The 19,660-nt window shown below is 73.4% G+C and carries 10 protein-coding genes; 5 read left to right on the plus strand and 5 right to left on the minus strand.

The window, feature by feature from the left end:
- Positions 1 to 39: 39 nt before the first annotated feature.
- The 4 genes from EUA98_RS05880 to EUA98_RS05895 all read left to right on the plus strand — a co-directional run bounded on the left by EUA98_RS05880 (position 40) and on the right by EUA98_RS05895 (position 10,226).
- A complete protein-coding gene (locus EUA98_RS05880; RefSeq protein ID WP_130101749.1) occupies positions 40 to 7,770 on the plus strand; it encodes an Ig-like domain repeat protein in 7,731 nt (2,576 codons plus the stop codon).
- A 100-nt stretch (positions 7,771 to 7,870) separates the two neighbouring features.
- Positions 7,871 to 9,013, plus strand: a complete 1,143-nt coding sequence (locus EUA98_RS20040) for an FAD-binding protein (protein ID WP_207218985.1) — start codon at positions 7,871 to 7,873, stop codon at positions 9,011 to 9,013.
- An 11-nt stretch (positions 9,014 to 9,024) separates the two neighbouring features.
- Complete coding sequence (locus EUA98_RS05890) at positions 9,025 to 9,807, plus strand: hypothetical protein (protein ID WP_130101750.1); 783 nt, start codon at positions 9,025 to 9,027, stop codon at positions 9,805 to 9,807.
- Between the two features lie 62 nt (positions 9,808 to 9,869).
- Positions 9,870 to 10,226: an ArsR/SmtB family transcription factor gene (locus tag EUA98_RS05895; protein WP_165372727.1), complete on the plus strand. Its 357-nt coding sequence runs from the start codon at positions 9,870 to 9,872 to the stop codon at positions 10,224 to 10,226.
- A 20-nt stretch (positions 10,227 to 10,246) separates the two neighbouring features.
- Here the strand turns inward: EUA98_RS05895 and EUA98_RS05900 are convergent, their stop codons facing one another.
- Entirely contained in the window at positions 10,247 to 11,479 is a 1,233-nt protein-coding gene (locus tag EUA98_RS05900) for an ROK family transcriptional regulator (RefSeq protein ID WP_165372728.1), read from the minus strand.
- A 55-nt stretch (positions 11,480 to 11,534) separates the two neighbouring features.
- Between EUA98_RS05900 and EUA98_RS05905 the strand changes: the two genes are divergently transcribed.
- Complete coding sequence (locus tag EUA98_RS05905) at positions 11,535 to 12,404, plus strand: LacI family DNA-binding transcriptional regulator (protein ID WP_165372729.1); 870 nt, start codon at positions 11,535 to 11,537, stop codon at positions 12,402 to 12,404.
- A gap of 11 nt (positions 12,405 to 12,415) precedes the next feature.
- Here EUA98_RS05905 and EUA98_RS05910 read toward each other — a convergent pair whose 3' ends face one another.
- Genes EUA98_RS05910 through EUA98_RS19680 form a run of 4 tightly spaced genes read right to left on the minus strand, consistent with a single transcriptional unit; the run spans position 12,416 to position 19,650 of the window.
- Positions 12,416 to 14,620 (minus strand): alpha-galactosidase, encoded by a 2,205-nt coding sequence (locus EUA98_RS05910; RefSeq protein WP_350339482.1) that lies wholly within the window; start codon positions 14,618 to 14,620, stop codon positions 12,416 to 12,418.
- Complete coding sequence (locus EUA98_RS05915) at positions 14,617 to 15,594, minus strand: acetylxylan esterase (protein WP_130101754.1); 978 nt, start codon at positions 15,592 to 15,594, stop codon at positions 14,617 to 14,619. The genes EUA98_RS05910 and EUA98_RS05915 overlap by 4 nt, the downstream gene beginning before the upstream one ends.
- The gene (locus EUA98_RS05920; RefSeq protein WP_130101755.1) at positions 15,591 to 17,054 is read right to left on the minus strand and encodes a GH1 family beta-glucosidase; all 1,464 of its coding nucleotides are present in this window, start codon (positions 17,052 to 17,054) and stop codon (positions 15,591 to 15,593) included. Before EUA98_RS05920 ends, EUA98_RS05915 begins: the two co-directional genes overlap by 4 nt.
- Positions 17,055 to 17,103: 49 nt before the next feature.
- Positions 17,104 to 19,650, minus strand: a complete 2,547-nt coding sequence (locus EUA98_RS19680; RefSeq protein WP_165372730.1) for a glycoside hydrolase family 2 protein — start codon at positions 19,648 to 19,650, stop codon at positions 17,104 to 17,106.
- Positions 19,651 to 19,660 lie beyond the last annotated feature (10 nt).

Here is a 19,660-nt window from a genome sequence, read left to right on the forward strand (position 1 = left end):
CCTCGGCCCACTTGGCCGCGCCCACCAGATCGGCGCACGATGACGACCACCCCTGATTCGGCACTCCCGCACGCCCTTGTGAACCTGCGTGCCAGCGGCCGGCCCGCGGTGCTGCTGCGCACGGTGGGCGCCGGGCTGCCCGCCGTGCTGGGCGCACCGGTGGTCGTCGCCGTCGGGCTGCTCCTGCTGTCCGCGACCGGCGACTACGCCACCGGGTCCAGCACGAGCGCGCTGGTGCGGTCGCTCGCCGCGGACGCGATCGTGATGCTGGCCAGCGCTGCGGCGCTCGTGCTCGGCGTGCTCACGGTTGCGGCCCTGCACGGCCAGGCGCACCGCGGGGAGCGCACCCGGGTGCGCACCGCGACGGGTCGAGCCCTCGCGGCGTTCCCGCGGCTTGCCGCCGCCCTCACGCTGCTCGCCGTCGGGCTCGCGGTGGCGCTGGTCGCGTGGGCGCCGTTGGTGGCGGTCGCGCTCGGCACGGCCGTGGTCCGCTGGATCCAGCATCGGCGGTCGGTGCCCGCCGAGCCGGTCGCGTCCGGCCTGCCCCCGACGGTCCGCCAGGCGCTGGTCTGGGCCGTGCCCTTCCTCCCGCTGGCCGCGGTCGTGGCTGTCATGGTCGCGTCCGTCGCAGCGAGCCTGTCCGCACCGGGATCCGTCGTCGGCCTGCTGCGCCTGGCGGTCGCGCGGGTCTGCACCGAGAAGCGCGCGCTGCTGCTGCTCGTCGCCTTCGTGGTCCCCGTCAGCGCGGGTCTGACCTGGCTGACCGTCACCGCGGCCACCGCCGTGCAGGGCGACACCACCGGCGTCGTGCTCGCCAGCGACTCGACCTCTTCCGCCGTCGCACTCGGCACCCTGGTGCTCGGCGCGGGGCTCGTGGTCCTGATGGGGGTCGTCGGCGCCGCCGTCGCCGTGCTCACCCCCGCCGACGCCACCACGCGGCCGACCGGCGGTCCGACGGCCTCGGCCTCGCCGGCCGCACCGAGCACCCCCGGCCCGCTGCGCCGGCGGAACGCCTCCCTGGCGCGCACGGCGATGGTCGTCATCGTCGCGCTCGGCGCCTCGCTCACCGCGACCTCCGCGAGCGCGACCGCCCCGCTCGCGATGGCTCCCGGCGACCTGCTCGTCCCCGAGGTGCTCCTCGTCGTCGAGGGCAGCGGTCCGGCGCCCACCCTCATCGCGAGCATCACGGTCGCGGACGGCGACGCCGGCGGCACGGTCCAGTTCATCGTCGACGACCAGGCGTACGGCGTTCCCGTCCCGGTCGTCCTCGACCCGGACTCGGGCACGCACCGCGGCAGCGTCACGCTCGACCCGCCGGTGATCCTCGCCGCCGGCAGCCACGCGCTCAGCGTCGGCTTCACCCCCAGCAGCGCACTGGTCGCGCCGGGGACGGCCGCTCCCGTCAGCTACTCCGTCGCGGGCGGGCCCTGGACCCCCCGGGTCACCGCGACCGTGGCCGACGTCGGCGGCGCGCCCCAGCTCCAGGCCACGGTGTCGGTGTTCGGTGCGAACACGCCGGGTGGCGGGGACGCGCGCGGGACCGTCCAGTTCTTCGTCGACGACGTCGCGTTCGGCACCCCGGTCGGCCTGGTCTCCGGCGGCGACGGCAACTCGTACACCCACGCCGAGCGGGCGCTGACCCCCGCCCTGGCCCCCGGCGTGTACCTCATCACCGCCGTGTTCAGCCCGAGCAGCACCGACACCCTCGCCGGCACCTCCACCCCGACGCGCTACGAGGTCTTCGCGGCGCCGACCCTGACCCCGACCCTGACCCTGGGTCTCCAGCCGGGGGTGACCAGCGCCCGGCCGCAGCTGACCGCGATGGTCCGCGTCACCGACGGCGACCCGGCCGGGACCGTCCAGTTCCTGGACGGCACCACCCCGATCGGCGGCGTGCTCGCCCTGCGGGAGCTCGTCGAGTCGCCCGGCACGTTCGTCGCGTGGCTCGACCCGACACCGCTCCTCGCTCCGGGGATCCACGACTTCACCTTCCGGTACACGCCCGGCAGCCCGCTGGTGGCGCCCGGGACGTCCGCCGCGGTGACGCACACCGTCAAGCTGCCGACCACGACCCGGATCAGCGCCCCCGTCGGCGCCCGGGTGGGCGAGCCCGCACGGATCGTCGTGACGGTCACCCCGGACCCGGCAAGCTCCACCGCCCTGGTACCCACCGGCCAGGTGCTGGTCGGCGCCGGAGCCACGTTCGTCTACCTGCCGCTCGTGGACGGCTCCGCGACCTGGGACGTCGCCGCTCTGCCCGCGCGCACCGTGCGCGCAAGCTTCGAGGGCTCGGCCGATTTCGACGTCAGCAGCGCGAGCGCCGACGTCGCACCGGACGTCCCGATCGTCGCGACCGCGATGACGGTGGTCCTGCCCGACGTCGCCGATGCCAACGTCGGCGCCGACCTGCGCGCGACCGTTGCGCTCACCGTGCCGGCCGAGCCGGGGACCGTCGTCACCGGCGGGGTCCAGGCGTTCTGGGGCGGGGTGCTGCTCACCGAGGGCCTCCTGCTGGACGGTGCCGTCGACCTGGCCATCCCGACTGCGGGCCTGCCCGTCGGCGCCGTCGACCTGCGCTTCGTCTACGTCCAGGCCCTGGGCTTCGGGCCCGCCGTGGTCGAGCAGACCGTCGACCTGGCCGCCGCCGGGACCGGCGTCGCGATCGTGGCCGTGCCCGACGCCGGGCCGGTCGGCTGGGGCGACCCCCATCACCTGACGGTCACGGTGACCGCCGCGCTGGACGGACCGCGCACCCTCGAGCTCCGCGAGCCGACCGCGTTCGGCCACCGCGTCCTGCGCACGGTCCCGCTGTTCGTCGTCGGCGGCTCGGCCGTGGTCCCGCTCGACCTGACCCGCGCGCTGCTGCCCGGCGACTGGACCCTGCACGCCGTCGTGCTCGCGGCCGGACGCAACGCCGAGGGCACGTCGGCGGACGTCACGGTGCGGGTCGACCAGGCCACCTCGTCCACCGCGCTGAGCCTCACGAACGCTGCCGGGTCCGCCCTGGGCACCGGTGCGGTCGGGGAGCCGATCACGCTCACCGCCGAGGTGCGCTCGCCGATCGCCGGGTCGCCCCCGGTCGGCTCCGTGCAGTTCCTGGCCGACGGCGTCCCCGTCGCGTCCGGCACGCTCGACGGCACGGGCAGGGCGAACGCCACGTTCACCCCCACCCAGCGCGGCACGGCCGTGCTCACCGCGCGGTACGCCGACAGCCCGTTCACCAACCGGTGGACGGCGTCGACCGGGACCCGGTCCATGGTCGTCACGGGCACTCCCGCGACCGCGCCGGTCGCCGCGTGGTCCGGGTCGTTCACGCCGGACGACACCCACCTGCGCCTGACCTACCGCCCCGCCCCCGGCGGCCCCGCCCCGACCGGCACGGTCGAGATCGTCACGGCCACCGGCACGGTCCTGACGACCGGCACCCTGGTCGCCGGCGTGTTCGAGCGGCCCGTCCCGATCACCGGGGGCAGCCCGGTGCTCACGGCGCGCTACCTCGGGGACGGCCGGTACGCGGGCCGGTCCGACACCCTGCCCGCCACCCTGGTGACGCCCTGGACGCCGTCGGTCACCTTGACCGGCTCGCGCCCCACCGTCGCCTTCGCGGAGGTGCTCGACCTGAACGTCGCGGTGGGCGACGTCCCGCTCGGCCTCGTGGAGTCGGTGACCGTGGTCGCCGTCGACCCGGCCGGGGTGCGGAGCGCCGCCGGGACGATCACCCTGACCTCGGACGGCACCGGCTACCTGGAGGTGTTCCCCTACCGCCCCGGGGTGCACACCTACGTCGTCGAGATCGCGTTCGTCGCCGGGGCGGACCTCGCCACGGCGACGTCCGCGCCCGTCGCGGTCACCGTGGGACCCGTGCCCGTCCCGCGCCTGACCCTCGAGGTCGCCCCGCGGACCTACCCGACCGGCGGGTTCCCGCTCGATCTGGTGGTGACCGCAGCGGACCTGCCCACCGGCGGTACCGGCCTGGCCGTCGGCGACACCGTCGTGCTGCACGCCGCCGACGGCACCGCGCTGGCCACGACCACGCTCACCGAGCAGAACGGCCAACTGCAGGGCCGCCTGCGCACGGCGGCCCTGGACGCCGGGACGTACGCGCTGACCGCGTCGGCCAGCTACGGGCCGTTCGGCCAGACCACCACGAGCCCGGAGCTGTCGGTCGTCGTCGTCCCCGCGGCCATGAGCCTGTCCGCCCACGCCGACCCCGTCGTGGTCGGCCGGAACGCCAGGGTCGACCTGTCCGTGTCGGTCGACACCCGGCTGCCGAGCCAGACGCTCCTGCTCCCGGTGACCGTCTCGTTCGAGGGCTCGGTCCAGACCGTCATGCTGACCCGCCGGGCCGGCGGCGACCCGTTCGCCGACCCCAACGGCGCCGTCTTCGTCGGTTCCACCATCGCGTACACCACCCACGCCGGTCAGCGCACGCTGCACATGAGCACCGCCGGTGACGGGCTGCAGATCGGCGCAGGGGCGAGGGACTTCGTCGTGACGGTGGACAAGAAGGCGACGACCGTCGACTTCGTCCCCCAGGGGCAGATGGCCGCGGCGACCCCGCTGACCGTCCGGGCCCGCGCGCTCTCTGGCGGCCCCGAAGCGCTGGCCCCCACCGGCAGCATCGAGATCAAGCTCGAGAGCACGGGCGGGTCGTGCCTCGCGCCGGTCGGCGGCGAATGCACGATCGACGCTGCCTTCGTCCTCGGCGGCCTCCAGCGGATCGTGGCCACCTATCTGGGCGACGACGAGAACCTGCGCTCCGAATGGGCGGCGGTCGTCGCCATCTCGAACCGGTCGTCCCGGCTGGTCGCCACCTACTCCCCGACCCCGGACAAGTGGGTCACCGGCGACCCGGTGACCGTCTCGTGGGCGACGACCACGACGGGACTGCCCGCGAAGGGCACCGTGGTGGCCTCCTTCGGCGGCCCGACGTGCAGCGGACCGGCCGTCGCCGGATCGTGCACCGTCACCCTGGCGCAGACCCCCGGCGGACCGGCCGGCTGGTTCGGCTACACCGTCGAGTTCTTCCCCACCGACGACGCCCCCCGGGCGCGGGTCGACGGCGGGGTCACCCCGGCTACGTGCATCGTGACGCCGGTCCCCCGCGGCACGGTCGAGGTCGTCACCGGCACCCCCTGCCGGCGCGGCACCGAACCCGGCGTGATGTACGGCGGCACGGTCCGGGTGACCACCGCGCCGCTCGCCACCGGCCACGTCGTGACGACCTGGACCATCGGCGGGAACCTGGTCAGCACCAGCCCCGACCGTTCGTACACGTTCCGGCCCTCGGGTGGCGGCGCGGTCGAGTACACCGACGCCTACGCGCCGGCGTGCTTCACCCTGAGCGTCGGCCCGACCAAGTACGAATCCACGATGCGCTGGGGCAAGGACGGCACCTGGGCCGTGCTGAGCGTGCTCACCCCACCGAACTGCCACGATCCGCGCACCCCCACCGCGGCCGACCGGGAGGCCCTGAAGTACGGGCAGCCCCAGTACGCCGCCGGCACGGTCGTCACCCTGCGCGCGGACTCCCTCGACAACGGCCCGCGCTCGGTAGCCACGCCCTGGCTCGCGCTCGACACCCTGCGCGGCGCCACCCCGGTCCCCGGCCAGCCTGGCCTCTCCACCGTGGTGATGGACGCCGACCGCAACGTCTACGCGACGTTCCGCGTCGACGACTGCGTGCGGCCCGCCCTGGACACGATCGTCGGCGGCACGCTGACGATCGAGAAGTCCGTCCGGCCGAGCAGCACGAAGTACCTGGAGCCCGCGAGCGGCGCCTGCACGGCGCACGACGGCTCGGCGGGCTTCGTCCGCGGCACGCAGCTGACCCTGAAGGCCGCCGGGACGGACGGCACCACGTTCTTGTACTTCACCCGGGCCGGCAAGAACGACGGCTATGTCCACCAGCTCGACGCCACCGGCGCCGAGACGATCGATCGCGCCGGCCGTCAGGACATCGTCGCCTTCGGCGCCGTCCCCACCAACCTTCCCCCGGCCACGTACACGAGCGCCGTCGAGGACCTCAACGGGCTCGGGGCCAAGTTCGGCGAGATCCGCTGCGTCGCGGTCCACACCGTGTCCTCCGCCCCGACCACCGCGTACGGCTCCGCCATCGACTTCAGCCACGGCCCGAGCTGCAGCAGCCAGCCGTCCACCTCCACCACGACGATTGCCGGCAGCTACACGATCCGCGACCGCACCGACTGGTACATCGCGTCCGGGGGCCTGGCGACGAGCACCAAGTACTCCCTCGTCAATTTCACGGGCTTGGGGCCGCGCGGTCAGGCGACCCCGGTGTGGAGCACGAGCGAGGGGCTGGTCGAGTACCCGGACCGCTGGGATCGCCGCGGCCTGGCCGGCACGCGCGGCCCGTACATCGACCTCGAGTCCGGCGCGGAGATCACGGTCTTCCTGAACTTCCGCCCGGACAGCTGCACCGCCCCGGTGGTCAACCTCCCCCAGGGCGGGTCGTACGGGTTCACCAGCGCGAGCCCCGACCCGTTCTGCATGGAGGGCCTCATGAGCAAGAACCAGCGCGCGACCCTGATCGGTGACTCATCGGTCAGCACGCCCCTGCTCATCCCGATCTTCTCCACGCCCAACCCCCGGGTGGCGGACCTGTCGAACGCCCGGGCGGCGTCCGACGGCCGTTCGTACGGCGTCCGCACGGTGGACATCAACACCTTCTGGGGCCACACCGGCGACGAGCTGACCTGGGATCTGGAGTACTGCGCGTCGCTGGACCTCACGGTCCGGGTCCGCGACGGTGCGGGCGACTACAGCGTGCTGTCCGACGACGAGGCGGCCGCCCTGGTGGCCGACGACGGCGGCTGTGCCCCCCTCTACGCACGCCCCGGGCGCACCGCGAACGTCAGCCTGAGCCCCGACGGGAGCTACGCCTACACGATCGTCAAGGGCACCTCCGCGCCGGTCCGCACCGTCGACTCGGTCGGGAACCTCGGCGGGACCGGGTCCCTGGACCTGCAGGTCACGTGCTACGGCGTCAGCACCGGCGAGCGGGTCTACGTCGTGACGGCCGGCAACTGCCCCGGGGACTCGAGCCGGTTCACCAAGGGAACGGTGGTCGAGGTCCAGGTGGCGCCGAACTCCGACGAGCGGATGGACGGCTGGTATGGCGGAGCGGTCGACGGCGAGTACGGCGACCGGGCGTGGGTCATCGTCGACCGGGACCGCTCGGTCAACGCGGACATCCACCACCCCAAATGGAACGAGGTCCTCGCCAACGGGTTCAGCTCCTTCACGCAGCGCGTGATCTCCGTCGGCGGCATGGTCATCACCGGCATGGTGATGGCCCAGTCGTACGTCGCCCAGGCGGCCGTGACCGCCATGAAGTACACGACCGCCGCCGTCCGTGCCCTCGGGTACGACGGGAAGGTCCTGGACGCGATCGACACCGCGGCCCGGGTGATCACCGCCGAGATGCAGGCCCTGCAGGTCGCGGCCGGCTGCCTGGCCGGGTGGGCGGAGGGCAAGCACGTCACGGCGCAGCTCGCCGACGCCCTGCCCACCACCACGGGCACCGATCCGGCAGACAAGGTCAAGGCGGCGCTGGAGGCCGCGCTCAAGAAGCGGGGCAACGCTGCCACTCCGGGTGGCGCGGCCGGGATCGCGCAGAACCTCGTCAACGCGTTCGGCTCGAACCTCGGCATGTACGGCCAGGACGCCCGCAAGAGCTGGGAGAACTTCGCCCCGCAGGTCGGCCAGTGCATCCAGGACGGGCTCAAGGGGTCGGCGGCCACGATCTGAGCGAGCGATCGAACCGATAGGCCCAAGGTCCCGCCGCGCCGTTCCCGTCTCGCCCTATCGTCGGCTCTGTCATAGCACTTCTGCTATAGGAGAGTGAGTCGTGGTCCACGACGTCGTCGTCGTCGGTGCCGGTAGTGCCGGCCTGAGTTGTGCACGAATGCTGCAAGACGGGGGCGCGGACGTCGTCGTCGTGTCCGACACGATCGGTGGTCGGCTCGCCTACGACGCCGAGGCCGGCGTGAACTTCGGCGCGTACTTCGTGATGGCCAACTACGAGAACGCGCGCAAGCTCGTGACTCGCCGCACCCGCATCAACCCGTTGTCCTGCCGGTTCCATGACGGCGCGGACGGCTCGTTCGCGACCGTGAGCGGGCACTCCGTGCGGCGTTCGCTGGGGCTCGGCGCCTTCGCGGTGGTGATGGCGCGGTTCATCCGCAAGTACTCGACGTTCAAGAAGAACTGCGAGTACATGTCCCAGCGCGAGGCGATGGAGCTGGACCCGTACATCGCCCGCCTCTTCGTCCAGCCCGCGTCGGAGTTCATCGCGGCGCACCACCTGACGGCGGTCGCGCAGGACTACGTCTCGAAGTTCTCCTACGCGTGCACCGGGGTGGACCTGGACTCCATCACCGCCCTGGACTTCTGCAACGTGGCCCAGGGCTTGCTGATCCCGATCCATCGCTTCTCGTTCGACGCGCAGGCCGAGCTGAACCGCCTGGGCGACCGATTCGTGCGGGACACCGTGGTCGCGCATTCCGAGAAGGACGGGCTCCACACCCTCCAGACGGCCGGGAAGCAGCAGCTCCAGGCGCGCAACGTCGTCTTCGCCACGCCCGCGACCGTGACTGCCGACCTGCTCGGCCTCGGCGATATCCGGGAGGCCTGCCAGCTGTACGTCGAGCACGTGCGCGGGCGGTTGCGTTCCGGCCTGGACACCGAGCAGATGAACCTGTTCCCGTTCACGTCACCGATCGTCTTCACCGCGACCCAGGACGACGGGACGGTGCTCGTCTACAGCCGCGTGCCCGAGGTCGACCGCGACGCCCTGTTCGTGGAGCACGAGCTGTTGGGGCGCAAGGACTGGGACAAGGCCATGTACGTCACGGGTCGCGCCTACGTCGAGCAGCAGTACGGCGACAGCACCTACGTGGCGGGTGACCACAACGGGCTGGGTCTGGAGCCCGCGGCCATCTCCGGCGTCTACGCCGCCCGTCAGATCCTCAAGAAGCTCGTCGTCCGTTGAGAGGCACCCCGATGCGTTCGCTGTTCTCGATCGTCCGATCCCACCCCAAGGTCGCCGTCGCGGCGACCGCACTCGGTCCGGTGGCGGTGTTCGTCTACTTCTGGGTCTACGGCCGCGGCGCATGGAGCCCGAAGGAGGCCCTCACCGAGACGCTCCCGGGTGACGACCTGCTGCTGCCCGATGACCGCTTCATGCGGCTGCAGGAGGAGGTCATCATCGACGCCCCGATCGAGACCGTGTGGCCGGTGGTGGCCCAGCTCGGTCAGCGCAAGGGCGGGTTCTACGCCCTGGCATGGCTGGAGCGGCTGTGCACCTTCCACATCTACAACACCTTCGACGCGGTCGACGAGTGGCAGGAGATCAACCCCGGCGACTTCCTCTTCTACCACCAGTCCGGCATCGGCTCGCAGATCGCGCAGGTCGAGCCGGGTCGGTACTTCACGTCCCTGTCCGACACCCGGCGCCCGCCGACCGCGCAGGGCGGGATGGCGCTCAAGCCGCCGTTCGGGCTGACCTCGTTCGCATGGACGTGGAACTTCGTGCTGCAGGAGCTGCCCGACGGACGGACCCGCTTCGTCAACCGGTGCGATGCCACCTGGGAGCCGTTCACCCAGCTGATGCCGAAGTGGCTCACCATCATCGTGCTCGGCAGCCCGTCGGTGTTCATGGTCCGCAGCATGCTCGAGAAGGTCAAGCAGGTCGCCGAAGGGCGTCAGCCGGCCTCCCGCCTGGACCTCGTGGTCCGCGCCCTGGGCGTCTGGTCGGACCAGGCCCGCCCGCGCCCGCTCGCCTGAGACCCCGCCCGCTCCGCTGACGATCGCACCCCGTGCCCGCCATGCTGAGGGATAATTCCAGCATGGCGGGCAAAGGGTTGGTCGAGCGGACCTGTGAGCTGCAGGCAGCCCTCGGATTCCCGGTGCGGATGAAGATGATCAAGGTGCTCGGGTCGCACTCGCAGGCACCGCTCTCCGTGACCGAGGTCGCCCGCACCCTCGGGATCAGCCAGCCGACGGCGACCAAGCACCTGGGGATCATGTACCGGGCCGGATTCGTGCGGCGCGAGCAGGTGGCGTCCCGGGTGCACTACACGCTCAACCTCGAGACCGTGGCCGAGTACCGACGGCTGATGGACCTGGCCTTCTCGCACGCCCTGAGCCCGTGCGTCAACTCGTTCGACTGCGACACGTGCCCGTTCTCTGAGACCTGCGTCTAGGACCACGGCAGGCCGGCTGCTCAGCGTCGGGCTGCGTGCCGCCGGGGTGCCTGGCCCTCCTGCAGGACGAGCGCCGCCGCGCCGAGCGCCGACGCATCGGCGACGTGCGCCGAGAGCGTCACCTCGACCCCGTGCCGCTCGGCCGCGTGGAACTCCGCGCGCAGGCGGCGCTCGATGACCGCCACGTAGAGCGAGCCCGCCGTGCTGAACGAGGGGCCCGCCAGCACGATCGAGTCGACATCCAGGATGTTGGCGAGCATGACCGCAGCGTCGGCGAGGTACTCCGCCGACTCCTCCACGAGCGCCGCGCACAGCGGATCCCCCTGCACGGCCGCGGTGGCGACCGCGCCGAAGTCGACAAAGGGGTCGTCGGCCGCGCTCAGCCGGACGATCGAGCGCCCACCGGCAGCCAGGGCCTCCCGGGCCCGGCGCGCGACCGCCCGCGGCGCGGCCTGGTCCTCCAGGGTCGGGCCCGGGTCGCGACCCTGCCGGTGCAGGTGCAGGTGCCCGAGCGGACCGGTGTTCGCGCTCGCGCCCCGGTAGATGGTGCCGTCCACGACGATGCCCGCCCCGATCCCCGCGCTCATGTAGAGCGTGCAGTGGGCGGCCGCCCGGGAGGTGCGTCCGCTCCAGTACTCCCCCACCGCCGCCGCCGTGGCGTCGTTGTCCATGATCACCGGGAGCCCGACCGCGGTCGAGAGCGCCGAGCGGACCGGGTACGCCTGCCACCGCTCGAGGGTCCGCGAGACCAGGATCACGCCCGCGTCGAGGTCGATCGTGCCGGGCACCGCCAGCCCGACGCCGACGACCCGGTCACGGTCGATCCCGGCGGCCCGCAGCAGCACGTCGATGTGGACCGCGATCGCGGCGACGACGTCGTCCGGCCTCTCGCGCCGGGCACCGCGGACCCGGGTCCGGGTGATCACCGCACCCCGGGCATCCGTGACCACGACGACGACCCAGTCGGCGCCGAGCTGCACCCCGACGCTGCAGCGGGCCAGCGGGTCGAGCGTGAGCATGACCCGCGGCTTGCCGCCCGTCCACTCGCGCAGCCCGGTCTCCTGGAGCAGCCCGTCGTCGAGGAGCGCCCGGACGGCGTGCGAGATGGCCGCCTGCGTCAGCCCCGTGAGATCGGCCAGCTCGACGCGGCTGATGGGTGCGCGGGTACGGACCAGATCGAGGACCAGGGTGCGGCTGCCCGAGGGCCGGCCGGCCGGGCGCCGGGTCGCCTCGGCACCCTCGATCTCACGCATGCGCGCAAGCATGGCACGTGCCCGCTGACCAGCGGAGAGTGCCATGCTTGCGCCCATGACAGCCGCCGCGGCGAGGACCCGCGGGCTCCGCGTGGGGCTCGCACTTCTCCCGGCCGACGACGACGGCACGCTCGAGCCGTTCTACGCCGACCTCCTCGCCGGACTGGAGGAGGAGCTCGATCGCCAGGGCGGCACGATCTTCGTCCAGATCGTGGCCGATCTCGCGGCCGCGCTCGTCGCGTTCCGCCGCTGGTCCGCCGAAGGACTCGTCGACGCCATCGTCGTCAGCGACCTGGTCGAGGACGATCCGCGCGAGGCCGTGTGCGCCGAGCTCGCTCTGCCCGCGGTGCTGCTGGGCGGCACATCGGCGCCGGGCCGGTGGGTCGTCGACTACGACAACCACGGGGCCATGCAGACCGGCGTGCAGTTCCTCACCGACCTCGGCCATCGGCGGCTGGGACGGGTGTCCGGTCCGCTGCGGTACCGGCACACGCGGGACCGTGGCACGGCGTTCGACGTGGCCGTGGCTGCGGCGGGCGCCGTCGGTGTGCAGCTCGAGGGCGACTACGGGGCCCTGAGCGGCGCCGCACGCACCCGCGAGCTGCTCGCCCGACCCGACCGGCCGACGGCGATCATCTACGACAACGACCTCATGGCGCTGGCGGGCCTGCACGAGGCCGCACTGCAGGGCATCGACGTGCCGCGGGACCTGTCCGTCCTCGCGTGGGACGACACCGCGAACAGCCGCACCTCGCACCCCCCGCTGTCGGTGGTCAGCCGGAACGTGCACGATCTCGGTGCGCTGACGGCCGACGTCCTGCTGCGTGCGCTGGCCGGCAACGTGCCCACGATCGAGCGCACCCCGGGCGCGCGGGTCGTCGCCCGCGCCTCCACGGCGCCCGCACCGCCCCCGTCAGTCCCCTGAGCGCACCGCCCTCAGGGCACCGCCGTCACGTGCAGCACGAGGGCCTGCGCCGGCCAGAGGGCGGGGATCTGCAGGCCGAGCGTGCCCAGCACCCGCCCAGGCAGGACGACCTCGCCGGCGCTGAGCCAGGGCGGCGTGACCCAGCCCCAGCGTGCGGCACCGATCTCGTGCCGCACGCGCACGCGGTAGCGCCGGTCCGGGTCGAGCCCGTGCAACCGCACCGGTTCGGGCCGGGCATCCTCCAGCGCGGCCACCGTGGCCACCGTCCACACCCCGGCGGACCCGTCCGCGGCGACGATCCCGCTCACCCGCAGCGCCGGGTCGCGCACGTCGGCGTGCACCACCGTCCCGGTGTGCAGCAGCGGCCGTAGCTCGCGATAGAGCGCGGCGAACCGGGTCAGCACCGCCACCTCGGCGTCGTCGCAGGTCAGCAGGTCCCACTCGAAGCCTGCCGAGCCCATCAGGCTGGTCGCCAGGCGGTACGACAGATCCACCGTGCGCCCGGAGCTGTGCGCGGTCGGCGGCCCGACGTGGGCGCCGACCAGCTCGGGCGGGAGCAGCAGGCCGGTCCAGCGCTGGATGTCCTGGCGTTCCACGGCGTCGTTGGAGTCACTGGCCCACACCCGGTCGGTGACCGCCAGGATCCCCAGGTCGCAGCGCGCGCCGCCGGACGAGCAGGACTCGATCTCGAGCCCGGGGTTCCGAGCCTTGAGCTCGGCGATCAGGCGAAGCACCGCCCGGTTCTGCGCGTCGACGGCCGGTCGGACGCCGTGCCGGGCGTCCACGAGGTCGCGGTTGTGGTCCCACTTGATGAAGTCGATGCCGATCTCGCGCACGAGATGATCGAGGCGCTCGAGCAGGTGGCCGAGCACGTCGGGTCGAGCGAGGTCCAGGACGTACTGGGAGCGCCAGGACAAGGACGGCGGGCTCGGGACCTGCGCCGGGTCGTGCACGAGCCAGTCGGGGTGGGCGCGCGCCAGGTCGGAGTCGAGGCAGATCATCTCGGGCTCGAACCACAGCCCGAACTCCATGCCGAGCGCGTGCACCCGGTCGGCCAACGGGCGCAGGCCGTCCGGCCACACGGCGCGGTCCACCTCCCAGTCCCCGAGCCCCCGGGTGTCGTCCCGGCGGCCCAGGAACCAGCCGTCGTCCAGGACGAACCGCTCGACGCCGATCGACGCCGCCCGCTCCGCCAGCCGCCCGACGGTGGCGGGGTCGTGGTCGAAGTAGACGGCCTCCCAGGTGTTGAGCACGAGCGGACGTGCGGTCCGGGGGTGCTGCGGGCGGGAGCGCAAGAACGTGTGGAAGCGCGCGCTGACCCCGTCGAGACCCGCGTCGGACCAGGCGAACCACGCCGTCGGCGTCGTCCAGCTCGCACCGGGGCCGACGACGACCTCGCCCGGGCGGAGCAGCTCCCCGGCCCCGAGAAGCGTCGGCTGGTCCGGCAGCCGGTCGGTGCGGTAGGTGGCGTCCGAGCTCCAGGCCAGGTGCACCGCCCACAGCTCACCCTCGCGGTCGCGCGGGTCGGCCGTCGACAGGGCCAGGAGCCAAGGCTGGTCGTGACCCGGCCGGCCGCGGCGGGTCTGACGCGCCACCGACCCGCGTGCCAACGGGCCCGTCGAGGGCGCCTTCTCGCGCGTCCACCGACCGGAGAAGGTGGTGGCCCGGTCGGCGCGGGTCGGCACCGGGAGCGCCGTCTCGAGCCAGTGCACCTCGACCGGGCCGGGCGCGTCCGCCGCCACGGCGAGCTCGTGCTCCAGGCCGAGCAGGCCGCCGGGCTCGAGGTGGAGCCGCAGCCGCAGCGTGAGTCCCGCACGGTGGTCGTGCACCTGGGCGTCGACGGCGTGGCCGAGCTCGCCGGTGCTCGTGCAGACCTCACCCCGGGTCCAGGCCGGCGTGAGCGGCACGCCGTCGCGCACGACGAGCAGGCCGGGACGCCCGGGCCAGCCGTCGGACTCCTGGGGCAGCAGCGACGGCCACCACGCGGCGTCGAGCGTTCCCGGCAGGGTCTGCCGCTGCTCTGCCTGCACCAGGCCCGCGATCGCCGCCGGGTCCAGGGGGCCGAGGTCGGCGCCCCAGTGGTGCACCAGCGGCGGCCCGTGGCGCGGATGCTCGATCACCACCGCGACGCCGTCCCGGCGCAGCACGGTCCAGTCGCTGGCGGCCGCGGTCCCGGGCTCGGCCACGGACATGGGCATGGGCTCGGTGCTGCTCACGGGCGCGCCGCCAGGAGGGTGCGCAGCCAGGCGAGCTGGCGCTCGAACTGGTACGCCTGACCACCCTCGTGGTTGTTGAACGGGTAGACGACGATCTGCTTGTCCCCCGCGTACGCGTGGAACGCCGCGTAGACCGTCGAGGCCGGGCAGACGGTGTCGAGCAGACCCACCGAGAACAACGCCGGGGCGCTGGCCCGGCGGGAGTGGTTGACCCCGTCCACGTAGGACAGGGTGCGGAACACCGCGTCCACGTGGTTCCGGTGCACGGCGAGGTAGCGGACGATCTCGCCGTACGGGTCGGTGTCGGACACCTCGACCCCGCGGCGGATGTGGGACAGGAACGGCACGTCGGCCATCACGCCCGCAAGCCCGTCGGCGAGCCCGGCGACCGCGAGCGCGATGCCGCCACCCTGGCTGCCACCGGTCACCACGACCCGCTCGGGGTCCACGCCGTCGAGCGCGCGGGCGGCGTCCACGGCGCGCACGGCGTCGGTGAACAGTCGGCGGTAGTAGTAGTCGCGGATGTCCAGCACGCCGCGGGTCATCACCCCGGGCAGCGAGGGACCGGCGCCGTGCGGGTCCGCGGTGTCGCCGCCGGAGCCCCAGGTCGAGCCCTGGCCGCGGGTGTCCATGAACAGGTAGGCGTAGCCCGCGACGGCGAAGCCGAGCCGCTCGTGCGGCAGGCCGCGCCCACCCCCGTAGCCGTTGTAGTCCACGACGACGGGCAGCCGGGTCGTGACGCCGGCCGGCCGCAGGTACCAGGCCTTGATCCGGTCCCCGCCGAACCCGGCGAACTCCACGTCGTACACCTCGACCAGGGCCAGGTCGCTGGCGACCGGCGTGACCATGAGGTCCAGCGGCACCGCACGCGCCTGCGCGAGGGTCGAGGCCCAGAGGTCATCGAAGTCGGCGGGCTCGGCGACGGTCGGGCGGTACCGCTCGAGCTCCTCCAGGGGCAGGTCGACCGTGCTCATCGCGTCGCCACCGCGGTGATGGGTGCAGCGGGCAGCACCTCGGTGGGGAGCACCGCGGGGAGCCGGCCGGACCGGATCAGCTCGCGGTACCACCGGCCGGAGTCCTTGACGGTGCGGACCTGCGTGTCGTGGTCCACCCGGACGATCCCGAACCGGCGCGTGTAGCCCCAGGCCCACTCGAAGTTGTCCATCAGCGACCAGAGCATGTACCCGCGCACGTCGGCCCCGGCGTCGATCGCGGCGCCGACGGCGTCCAGGTGGTCGTAGAGGTACGCGGTGCGATCGGCGTCGTGCACGACGCCGTCGGGCGCGACCCGGTCGTCGAACGCCGCGCCGTTCTCGGTGATCATGACCGGCAGGTCCGGGAACCGGCGGTGCAGGTCCAGCAGCAGGTCGGTCAGGCCGCGGGAGTCGATGTTCCAGCCCATCTCGGTGCGCGGGCCGGGCTGCTCGAGCCACTCCACGTCCTCGCACCCGAACGCGGTGGTCGGCACGAACGGGGCCCTCGGGTCGACGACGACCGGCTCACGCCGGGCCGCAACCCGCGAGGTGTTGTAGTAGTTCAGCCCGAGCACGTCCAGCGGGACGTGGATGTCGGCCAGGTCGCCGTCGTGGATGAACGACCAGTCGGTGAACCGGGCGGTGCTCGCGAACACCTCCTCGGGGTAGGCACCCTCGAGCACCGGCCCGAGGAACACCTCGTTGGCGATGACGTCGAGCTTGCGCTTCGCGGCGAGGTCCGCGGGGCTGGCGGAGGCCGCCTGGTGCACCTGCAGGTTGTAGGTGACCGAGATCGGTGCGACGTCCCCCAGCACGCCGCGCACCGCCCGGGCACCCAGCCCGTGTGCCAGGTTGAGGTGGTGCACCGACGCGAGGGCGCGCGCGGGGTCGGGGGTCCCGGGGGCGTGCTCACCGGACCCGTACCCGAGGTGGGCCGAGCACCACGGCTCGTTGAACGTCGTCCACAGGTGCACCCGGTCGCCCAGGGCCGCCGCGACGATGGCGGCATAGTCCGCAAACCGGTGCGCCGTGTCGCGCGCCGCCCAGCCGCCGGCGTCCTGCAGGGTCTGCGGCAGGTCCCAGTGGTACAGCGTGACGATCGGTTTGATGCCTGCGGTGAGCAGCCGGTCGACCAGGTCGGAGTAGAACGCCAGGCCGGCCGGGTTCGCCGGGCCGGAGCCGGTCGCCTGGATGCGCGGCCAGGCGACCGAGAACCGGTAGGCCTGCAGCCCGAGGTCGCCCATGAGAGCGACGTCCTGCGGCACCCGGTGGTAGTGGTCGGCGGCGACGTCGCCCGTGTCGCCGTTCGCGACCTTGCCCGCGGTACGGGAGAACGTGTCCCAGATGGACGGGCCGCGGCCGTCCTCCGCGACGGCGCCCTCGATCTGGTACGCGGCGGTCGCCGCACCCCACAGGAACTCGCGGGGAAAGCGGCGGCCGGGCGGACGGGTGTACGACATGGGGACTCCGGGAGAGGTCGGTACGGGAAGCGGCTCGGCGCGGGCGAGCTCAGATCTGGTCGGCGGACAGGAGCGCCACCGCCCGCAGGTCGTTCGCGGTCCGGAGCACGGGCGCGGCCGTCAGCACCGCCGGGTCGATCGTCGCGGCCGTCGTCACCAGGAACGACACCGACGCCCCCGCCGGCAGGTCGACCAGGGCGTCGTCCACCCGGGCGTCGGCCGCTGCGCGGTCCACCAGCAAGGTGACGTCCCGAGCCAGGGACCGGGCGGTGACCTCGACCCGGTACCCGCCGGGCACGGCGACCGCGGTGGCGTCCACGGGAGCCGGGTCGAGGCGCAGGTCGACGTCCTCGGCGAACAGGTGCACGGCCCGCACCTCGCCGCACGTCGCCACGAGCACCTCGTCGGACGGCTCGCCCGGGGTGACCAACGCGGCGTCCAGCGCCACCACCTGGACCGACCGGGCGGGCACGGCGACGTCGGCCGACGCCTCCGCCAGCCGCACGCCGGCGAGGGTCTCGCGGCGCAGTGCCACGGCGCCCAGCCAGGGCTCGTCGGTGTCGTTGACGGCCGCGAGCGCCGGGGCCCCGTCGCGCTCGACCACCGTGAGCAGCCGCGGGGCGTAGGCGTGCCGCAGGCCGAACCACAGCGGCTTCGGCCGCTCCTGGGAGTCGATCGCCGCCCAGGACGTCACCGGCCAGCAGTCGTTGAGCTGCCAGACGATGGACCCCGCGGTGCGCGGCCACCACGAGCGATAGTGCTCGACGGCGTGCTGCACGGCACGGGCCTGGTTGAGCTGGGCGGCCCAGTGCCAGTGCGCGAAGTCGCTCGGCACACCGAGGTGCGGGGCCATCCCCCGGTTGAGCTTGCCGTTGCCGTCGTCGGCCTTCTGATGGATCCCGAACACCGGGTCGGCCAGGGGCGCGGCGGCGTCGGCCAGCGCGCCGCCGTCGTCGGCGTGCACGAAGTCCGCGAGCGTGCGCCAGGCCGGCGGGCCCTGGAAACCGAACTCCGAGCAGAACCGCGGGATCTCGGTGCGGTACACGGCGTAGTCGACCCGGTTCCACACCTCCCACTGGTGGTGCGAGCCGTGGTCCGGGTCGTTGGGGTGCACGACGGCGGGATCGCGGCGCGGCGAGTACGGGCTGTTGTCGCTGTACGGCCGGGTGGGGTCGAGCTCCGCGACCACCTGCGCGTACAGCTCGGTGGCGTACCGCCCGCCCCAAGTCGCGTCACCGAGCTGCGCTTTCCAGCCCCAGTCCTCGTGCCCCCAGAGGTTCTCGTTGCCGCCGTTCCACAACACGAGCGACGCGTGGGACATCAGCCGGACGACATTCTCGCGCGCCTCGGCCTCGACCTCCTCCCACAGCGGGGACTCCTCGGGGTAGGCCGCGCAGGCCATCAAGAAGTCCTGCCAGACCAGCAGGCCGCGCTCGTCGCACGCGGCGTAGAAGTCCTCGGACTCGAAGATGCCGCCGCCCCAGACCCGCACCAGGTTCAGGTGCGCGTCGAGCGCCTGGTCCAGCCGCCGGTCCAGCCGGTCGCGGGTGATCCGGGTGACGAAGTGGTCGTCCGGGATCCAGTTCGCGCCCTTGACGAAGACCGGCGTGCCGTTCACCGCGAGGGTGAAGCGGGTGCCGTGCTCGTCGTCCGTCGTGTCCAGCTCGACGGTGCGGAAGCCGATCCGGCGCGTCCAGGAGTCCAGAGTCGTCGTGTCCAGCGCCGTCGTGTCCAGCGCCGTCGTGTCCAGCGCCGTCGTCAGCGTCACGGTCAGGTCGGCCAGCGGCTGCGCGCCGTAGCCCACCGGCCACCACAGCGGGGCGTCCGGGACGCTGACGACGACCACCGCGGCGGTCTCGCGTGCGGCCACCGAAGCACGCACGCGGACGCCGCGCACCTCGACCTCCACGACCAGCTCGCCGGCCTCGACCAGCCCGGAGCGCTCGACCTCGAGCTGCACCTCGACCCGTCCTGCGCCATCGGCGCCGACCGTGACCAGCGGGCGCACCTGGGCCAGCCGCGCCACCGCCCACCGCTCCACGCGGACGTCCTTCCACAGCCCTGCCGTGCGCAGGTCCGGCCCCCAGTCCCAGCCGAACGAGCACGCCATCTTGCGGACGAAGTTGTACGGGATCGGGTGGTACGCCGCAGGCCGGTCGCCGAGCAGGTCCCGCTGCTCCTCCGCGTGCTCGGTGGCCGACCTCAGGTCGACGGTCAGGTCCCGGGGCGCGCCGTCGGCGAGCTCGCGCACGTCGAACCGGTAGGACCGGTGCATGTTGGCGGTGCTGCCCAGCGCGGTGCCGCCCAGCCGCACGGTCGAGACCGTGTCGATCCCGTCGAACACCAGGTCGACCCGCTCGCCCACCGCGGCCGGGGCGAGGGTGAGTGCGCGGCCGTAGCGCCAGTCGACGTCGTGCATCCAGCGCAGCGCCGACTCGTTGGCGTCCAGGTACGGGTCCCCGATCGCGCCGACGGCGAGCAGGTCGGTGTGCACGCAGCCCGGTACCTCGGCGGGCGCGGACGACGGCAGGTCGGCCGGCACCGGGCCGGCGGTGGCGGCGACGGTCCAGCCGTCTTGGAGGGTCGTGGTCTGCATGGGGTCTCCT

This window comes from Pengzhenrongella frigida (assembly GCF_004168625.1).
In the GTDB taxonomy this organism is placed as follows: domain Bacteria; phylum Actinomycetota; class Actinomycetes; order Actinomycetales; family Cellulomonadaceae; genus Pengzhenrongella; species Pengzhenrongella frigida.

Excerpts from the sequence above, each read along its gene's own strand:
- EUA98_RS05880 (WP_130101749.1), top strand. The coding sequence starts at position 40 with ATGACGACCACCCCTGATTCGGCACTCCCGCACGCCCTTGTGAACCTG.
- EUA98_RS05890 (WP_130101750.1), top strand. The coding sequence starts at position 9,025 with ATGCGTTCGCTGTTCTCGATCGTCCGATCCCACCCCAAGGTCGCCGTC.
- EUA98_RS05895 (WP_165372727.1), top strand. The coding sequence starts at position 9,870 with ATGGCGGGCAAAGGGTTGGTCGAGCGGACCTGTGAGCTGCAGGCAGCC.
- EUA98_RS05900 (WP_165372728.1), bottom strand. The coding sequence starts at position 11,479 with ATGCGTGAGATCGAGGGTGCCGAGGCGACCCGGCGCCCGGCCGGCCGG.
- EUA98_RS05905 (WP_165372729.1), top strand. The coding sequence starts at position 11,535 with ATGACAGCCGCCGCGGCGAGGACCCGCGGGCTCCGCGTGGGGCTCGCA.
- EUA98_RS05915 (WP_130101754.1), bottom strand. The coding sequence starts at position 15,594 with ATGAGCACGGTCGACCTGCCCCTGGAGGAGCTCGAGCGGTACCGCCCG.
- EUA98_RS05920 (WP_130101755.1), bottom strand. The coding sequence starts at position 17,054 with ATGTCGTACACCCGTCCGCCCGGCCGCCGCTTTCCCCGCGAGTTCCTG.
- EUA98_RS19680 (WP_165372730.1), bottom strand. The coding sequence starts at position 19,650 with ATGCAGACCACGACCCTCCAAGACGGCTGGACCGTCGCCGCCACCGCC.